Below are 7,228 nucleotides of genomic sequence, written 5' to 3'. Positions count from 1 at the left end.
TCTTTTGATGGATTTAAAACCCGAATTTTAGCAAAAATAACGTCTCTAACTATGATTCAATATATTAATAAGTTCATATTTAACAGACCAATAAATAATATTAAAATACAAATCAATTAATTACACCCAACGGGTTAAATAAATACTCTGTATATAATTTTTAAAAAAAAATAAAAGTCAGGGATTTTAAACAAAAGCAGGAATTATGAAAAAAAATTATAATATTAAAAAGCTTGAATTCAATATTAAATTACCTAATTATTCTCTTTTGCTAATATTGTCAATTCTAAATATGGTTATGCTAAACTAAATTTACGCCATAATTAGAATATTTAGTTTTAATTAAAAGAATTCAAATAAATTAAGATTGAAAAAATATTAAATAATATTTGGCCACCTTTTTGGCCACCCTTTAAAAGCAAAAAGCCTCTTAATCAGTCGATTAAGAGGCTTTTAAGTACCCGGAGCCGGAGTCGAACCGGCACGGTTTCCCACAGGTGTTTGAGACCAGCGCGTCTACCAATTCCGCCATCCGGGCTTAGCAGACATGAAATAACAACAGTCATTTCGACGCAATAAAAGATGTGATTGTGTTTAAATCAACCATCAATTCCTTTAACACCCTGCAAATGTAAAAAATAATATTAAATGTTCAACTAAAAATACTTAATTATTTCCTTTCAGAGTTAAATAAATTTTATAAATTTGCACCTCGTTAAAAACGAAATACACAACTAACTACAAAACAACAAATTAAATGTCACACCTAGAACCGGAAGCTAAAATTTTTGCTTGTTCACAAAGTGTCTATCTAGCTGAAAAAATAGCGAAAGAATACGGAATCCCATTAGGGAAAATCACAACGTCAAAGTACAGCGACGGTGAATTCCAGCCTTCTTACGAAGAGTCAATCAGAGGGTTACGCGTTTTTATTGTTTGTTCAACTTTCCCATCGGCAGATAATTTGATGGAATTGTTATTAATGATTGACGCTGCAAAGCGTGCTTCAGCAAGACATATAACAGCAGTAATTCCTTATTTTGGTTGGGCAAGACAAGATAGAAAAGACAAACCAAGAGTTCCGATTGGAGCTAAGCTAGTAGCTAATTTATTAGATGCTGCTGGAGCAACAAGAGTAATGACTATGGATTTGCACGCTGACCAAATTCAAGGTTTCTTTGAGAAACCAGTAGATCATCTTTTTGCATCCACTATCTTTTTACCATATGTAAAAAGCTTAGGATTAGACAATTTAACAATTGCTTCTCCAGACATGGGAGGTTCTAAAAGAGCTTACGCCTATTCTAAATTCTTAGAATCAGACGTAGTTATCTGTTACAAACAAAGAAAAGAAGCTAATATTATCGACAGCATGGAATTGATTGGTGACGTTAAAGGTAAAAATGTAATCTTAGTTGATGACATGATTGATACCGGAGGCACTTTGGCGAAAGCCGCTGATTTAATGATCGAAAAAGGAGCATTAAGTGTAAGAGCAATATGTACGCATGCCATTTTATCAGGAGATGCTTACGAGAAAATAGAAAATTCTAAATTGTTAGAATTGATTGTTACCGATTCTATTCCTTTAAAGAAAGAGTCAAAGAAAATTAGAGTATTGAGTTGCGCACCACTTTTTGCTGAAGTAATGCACATGGTTCACCATAACAATTCAATAAGCGGAAAGTTTATAATGTAAATTAGAAACTTCTCGAAGATAGACAAACAAATAGTAGAGTTTTTAGATAATGCAATCATCCTAATTTACGGCTACTTATTGTCTATATGCAAAGTATAATATTAATAACTATAATAAATTTACAATGAAATCGATTACAATTAAAGGATCAGAAAGAGAAAGCGTGGGTAAAGTTGCGACTAAAGCCCTACGTAATGCTGGATTGGTTCCTTGCGTTTTATACGGAGGAAATCAGGCAGTTCATTTCTCAGCAGAAGTTATGGCTTTCAGAAGCTTGGTTTACACCCCAAACGCTCACACAGTTGAGATCGATCTTGGAAACGGAAAATCATTCAATGCAGTTTTACAAGACATCCAGGTTCACCCGGTATCTGACAAAATTCTACACATTGACTTTTTCCAATTGTTTGACGACAAAGAAATCACCATTGAAGTTCCAGTGAAAATTGTTGGTAAATCAAAAGGAGTTATGGCTGGTGGAGATTTACGTTTGAACACACGTAAACTTAAAGTAAAAGCTTTACCTAAAAATCTTCCAGATTTTATCGAAGCTGATATTACTCCATTAGACATGGGTAACAAATTATATGTTACTAAAGTAGCTTCTCCTGACTACAAAATCATGCACCCAGACAACACTGTTATCTGTCAAGTGAAGATTTCTCGTGCAGCGATGAAAGCAGCTCAAGAAGCAGCAAAAGCAGCAAAAGCTCCAGTAAAAGGAAAGAAAAAATAATATTTTTTCAAGCATATTTAAAAGCATCAGTTGTAAAACTGGTGCTTTTTTTGTTTTATCCCTTTTCTATATAATTAGGAGCAGTCGCTTTTATTTTCAGTACAATAATTGTCCCGCTTTACATTACAATCTTTTTGCGCGCCTGGTAGGCTCACAAAAAGGATTTTCATTGCAATCGGGGCTACTTTACACAATTTACTTCCTTAAGAAATCCGTGCTCAAATTTTAACTGTACATCAAATGAACCGAGAAATTATAAACCAAACATGTATTAGAAATTATCCAATTAAGTTTACTTTTGCATTATGATAAAATGGATCAAAAAACTGTTTTTATCAACAAAAACAGAAGATAACACGCCTGAAATGAAGAAATTTTTAATAGTAGGACTTGGCAATATAGGTGCAGAATATACCAATACGCGCCACAACATCGGTTTTAAAATAGTAGATTTTTTAGCTCGTAAAGAAGGCGTTTCTTTTGAAACCGTAAAATTAGGCGCATTAGCGGAATACAAATTTAAAGGCAGGACTTTTTTATTATTAAAACCGAACACCTATATGAACCTCAGCGGGAAAGCAGTTCAATATTGGATGGAGAAAGAAAAAATAGCATTAGAAAATATCTTTATTATTACTGATGATTTAAATCTCTCTTTTGGAAGTATAAGAATTCGTCCTAAAGGTAGTGATGGCGGTCACAACGGATTAAAAAACATTAATTTGGTTTTGAACACTCAAAACTATGCCCGATTCCGTTTTGGTATAAGTGATGAATTTAAAAAAGGAAAACAAGTAGATTACGTGCTTGGAGACTGGGACGATGCTGAAAAAGCTGCGCTTCCTGAACGATTAGAAATGGCTTCTGAAATCATAAAATCTTTTGGAACGGCTGGTTTAGAAAATACTATGACTGCATTCAACGGAAAATAAAAAAGAGGACAAACGTAATCAGACAAAAAAAATCTCTAATTTTAAACAATGGTAACTTTTTTACAAAATAAAGAATTTGTAAATTAAGTGCGATTAAGGTTTTAAAATTTACGTATATCATTGAAAAAATAAAACTATGAAAAAAATTACTTTTCTATTACTATTATGTCTTGCTTTTATGGCTAACCATAGTGTTGCGCAAGTAAATAATATGCAAGAGGTCGAGCTTTTTGGCAAGAAAAAATTAATAAATAATGGATCAGTTATTCGATGTGCCACAACTGAATATGAAGAGTATTTAAAATCAAAAAATAGCAACCGACCTTCAATTAATCAATTTGAAAAGTGGATTGCTCCAAAGATTGCTTTAGAAAAAAAGAAGAATTTGAACCCTTCAAAAACACAGCGAACTAATGCTATTATTACCATACCGGTAGTAGTGCACGTTATTCATAGTAGAGACTTGATAGGAACTGACGAAAATATTAGCGATGGCCAAGTGGAAAGTCAGATTCGAGTACTAAATGAGGACTTTAGAAGAAGACCTAACACACCTGGCTTTAATACGAATCCAGTTGGCGCCGATGTAGAAATTGAATTTGTTTTGGCAAAAAGAGATCCGGCAGGAGTAACATCTAACGGAATAAATCGTGTCAATTTGTTACAAGGAAATTGGTCAACAGAGGACATAGATAATTTTGTTAAACCCCAAACGCAATGGGATCCTGAAAAATATTTGAATATATGGGTCGTTAAATTTGCAAATACGGAGCTCCTTGGTTACGCTCAGTTTCCAAGTCAATCTGGACTAACTGGACTAAATTCTAATGAGGGATCAGCACTTACAGATGGAGTAGTAATAGGATACAAATTTTTTGGATCAAATACTTATTTCCCTGGTGGAACTTACTTTCCAGTATTTGACAAGGGAAGAACAACGACACATGAAGTAGGACACTGGCTTGGTTTAAGACATATTTGGGGTGACGGAGATTCAGCAAGTGGATGCTCAGTAGATGATTTTTGTGACGACACTCCTAATACAGCAAAAGAAAATGAAGGATGTCCAGTAAATGTTGATTCTTGTCCATCACAAGGTAATGATATGATTGAAAACTATATGGATTATACTAATGATGCGTGCATGAATATATTCACAAATGATCAAAAATTACGTATGATCACGGTTATGAATAATTCACCACGAAGAGTTGCACTAAAAACTTCTGACGCTCTAGAACCTGGATTTATTTATGTAAATGATGGCGCTATATCTATTGTAAGTTTAAATTTAAATTCCTGTACTACCACATTTAGTCCTACTGTTAAATTAACAAATAAAGGATCTGCAATTTTAACCTCTGCTACTATTACCTACAGCGTAGATAATGCGAACGTGAGAACAATCAATTGGACAGGCAATCTTTCTAATAGTGCATCAGCAGAAATCACTTTAGATGCCATAACAGCAAGTGGAGGCAAACGTAATTTTAAAATTGAAATAAACAATGTAAATACAACAACAGATCAAAATATAAAAAACAATGTAAGTTCTATCGATTTTGATCTTATAAAAAGTTACTCTGGTAACACAGTCACTTTAACTTTGCAGTTAGACGAATATGGTTCTGAGACAGATTGGCAATTAACTAATTCAGCTGGAACTGTAGTTTACAAAGGCGGTCCGTATAATGATACAACCACTTCACCTGCTGTAATTACTGAGGTTTTTAACCTTCCAAATGATGAATGCTACACCTTTAAAATGTTTGACAATTATGGTGATGGGTTTTGCTGCGAAAACGGAACTGGCTATTATAACTTAAAAACTGCTACTGAAAATATAGTAGTGTCAGACGCGCGTTTTGAAGCTGAGGAATCGACCAGCTTCCGTATTGGAACACTTTCGAGAAATGATAGTAAAGAGCTAAGCTCAGTTACTGTGTATCCCAATCCAGTCACATCACTTTTAAATATCAACACAGAAAACCAACTAGAATCCCCTACCTCTTACACTATTTTCAATTTGCTAGGCCAAATAATAAAATCTAAAAAATTGAATCCAGCAGAAAATCAACAAATAAATGTTACGAGCCTATCTCAAGGCATCTATTTACTGAAATTAGTCAAAAACGATGTAGGAACAACTACAATTCGATTCATTAAAAAGTAATAATTTCTTTTATATTAACTAAAAAGGGCTGAAGTTTTCAGTCCTTTTTAAGTTATATCAATTGTATACATTAAATTTGCACCATCATAAAACCCTTGCTTTGAAGATTTTTCATTCTATAAACGATTTCAGTTCTACAAAAAAAACTATTATAACATTAGGCACATTTGACGGTGTTCATATTGGTCATAAAAAAATACTAGAAAGAGTAATCCAAAACACTGAGAACGAAAAGTACGAAAGTTTAGTTTTGACCTTTTTCCCTCATCCTCGAATGGTTTTGCAAGAGGACTGTGACATTGAATTACTTAATACAATTGATGAGAAAATAGATTTGTTAGAGGAAATTGGACTTCAAAATTTAGTCATTCATCCTTTTGATGAAATGTTCTCACGTTTAACTGCGGAAGAATTCGTCAAGACAGTGCTTGTAGACCGATTTGATATCCACAAAATAATTATTGGACATGATCATCGCTTCGGTAGAAATCGCACTGCAAACATAGATGACCTCATCGCTTACGGTGAGCAATATAATTTTGAAGTAGAACAAATATCAGTTCAGGAAATCAATGAAATTTCAGTAAGCTCAACAAAGATTAGACAAGCTTTAATTGAAGGAAAAATGACTTTAGCGAATGATTATTTAGGTTACGAATATTTTCTTACTGGTATTGTTGTCCAAGGCAAACAACTCGGAAGGACGATTGATTTTCCAACAGCCAACATTGAAATAAAAGAAAACTATAAATTAATTCCGCAAAACGGCGTCTATATCGTAAAGAGTATCATTGAAGATAAAGTAATATTTGGAATGATGAACATTGGTTTTAACCCTACCGTTAATGGTGAAAACCGATCTATTGAAGTACATTATTTTGATTTTAATGCCGACATATACCATCAAAATGTTCGAGTATCTATTTTGAAGCGCATTCGTTCTGAACAAAAATTCTCATCAGTTAGTGCACTTAAAACGCAGCTAGAGACCGATAAAAAAGAAGCGCTTAGCTATTTGAACAATTTATAAATAAGTCTTAAAATAATTTAATTACTCAGGATGCGCAACTTTTTGTTGTAGCTTTGAAATTATTGCATTATCATTGAACTACTTATAATTTTAAAAGCTGCATCATGAAAATACCTAGAGAATTAGTTAACGGATTGATTATAGTAATTGGAATTGGAATCTACTTCCTAATCATGGAGCTTTTAGGTTTAGCGGATATATATTTACTTCGTGTATTTAACGTGCTGTTTATTTTTTACGGGACTAATAGAACTTTAAAATCTAATTTCTTAGAAGGAAAAAAGGGATTAGCTACAAATGGAATCTCTGCGCTTTCAACAGCATTAATAGGTGTTTTTCTTAGTGTTATAGCATTAGTTGTTTACAGCTATATAAAAGGAGGAACTGATTATATTGGAACTTTATCTAAAACTTTTCTTTTCGGAGGCGAACCATCAATCATGACTTATTCTATATCTCTTTTGTTTGAAGGATTTAGTTCAGCAGTAATAGTTACATTCATTTTAATGTTAGTTTGGGATACGCGTTATAAATCTGATAAACATAGTGTTAAAGTGTAATTAACTTTCTTAATTTTCTCGCTTGAAATCAAGCTTAACGTGCTAATTAAACACTAAAAAAAATATTGTAATAGAAATTTAGCTGTTCAGTTTTCCAA

The 7,228-nt window shown here is 33.0% G+C and carries 6 protein-coding genes, 1 tRNA gene and 1 pseudogene; 7 read left to right on the top strand and 1 reads right to left on the bottom strand.

The genetic code is table 11. The annotated features are described in order from the left end of the window. Nucleotides 1-120: pseudogene (locus RCH19_RS05815) on the top strand (IS982 family transposase); the annotation flags it as partial. Between the two features lie 338 nt (nt 121-458). On the opposite strand, the gene RCH19_RS05810 reads toward RCH19_RS05815, so the two are convergent. Then, nucleotides 459-538, bottom strand: a tRNA-Leu gene (locus tag RCH19_RS05810). A gap of 219 nt (nt 539-757) precedes the next feature. Here RCH19_RS05810 and RCH19_RS05805 point away from each other — a divergent pair. The 6 genes from RCH19_RS05805 to RCH19_RS05780 all read left to right on the top strand — a co-directional run bounded on the left by RCH19_RS05805 (nt 758) and on the right by RCH19_RS05780 (nt 7,130). Then, on the top strand, nt 758-1,699 hold the full coding sequence (locus RCH19_RS05805) for a ribose-phosphate pyrophosphokinase (RefSeq protein ID WP_343022418.1): 942 nt from the start codon (nt 758-760) through the stop codon (nt 1,697-1,699). Nucleotides 1,700-1,823: 124 nt separating this feature from the next. Further along, the gene (locus tag RCH19_RS05800; RefSeq protein WP_121924591.1) at nt 1,824-2,435 is read left to right on the top strand and encodes a 50S ribosomal protein L25/general stress protein Ctc; all 612 of its coding nucleotides are present in this window, start codon (nt 1,824-1,826) and stop codon (nt 2,433-2,435) included. 305 nt (nt 2,436-2,740) lie between these two features. After that, nucleotides 2,741-3,367, top strand: a complete 627-nt coding sequence (gene pth, locus RCH19_RS05795) for an aminoacyl-tRNA hydrolase (protein ID WP_343022417.1) — start codon at nt 2,741-2,743, stop codon at nt 3,365-3,367. A gap of 136 nt (nt 3,368-3,503) precedes the next feature. Continuing rightward, nucleotides 3,504-5,540 (top strand): M43 family zinc metalloprotease, encoded by a 2,037-nt coding sequence (locus tag RCH19_RS05790; RefSeq protein WP_343022416.1) that lies wholly within the window; start codon nt 3,504-3,506, stop codon nt 5,538-5,540. 100 nt (nt 5,541-5,640) lie between these two features. Next, nucleotides 5,641-6,570, top strand: coding sequence for a bifunctional riboflavin kinase/FAD synthetase (locus RCH19_RS05785; RefSeq protein ID WP_343022415.1), 930 nt, complete (start codon nt 5,641-5,643; stop codon nt 6,568-6,570). 104 nt (nt 6,571-6,674) lie between these two features. Continuing rightward, complete coding sequence (locus tag RCH19_RS05780) at nt 6,675-7,130, top strand: hypothetical protein (RefSeq protein WP_343022414.1); 456 nt, start codon at nt 6,675-6,677, stop codon at nt 7,128-7,130. The last annotated feature ends 98 nt before the right edge of the window (nt 7,131-7,228 follow it).

Source organism: Flavobacterium sp. PL12 (assembly GCF_039123485.1).
Taxonomy (GTDB): Bacteria; Bacteroidota; Bacteroidia; order Flavobacteriales; family Flavobacteriaceae; genus Flavobacterium; species Flavobacterium weaverense.
This window is presented reverse-complemented; position numbering and strand designations above follow the sequence as displayed.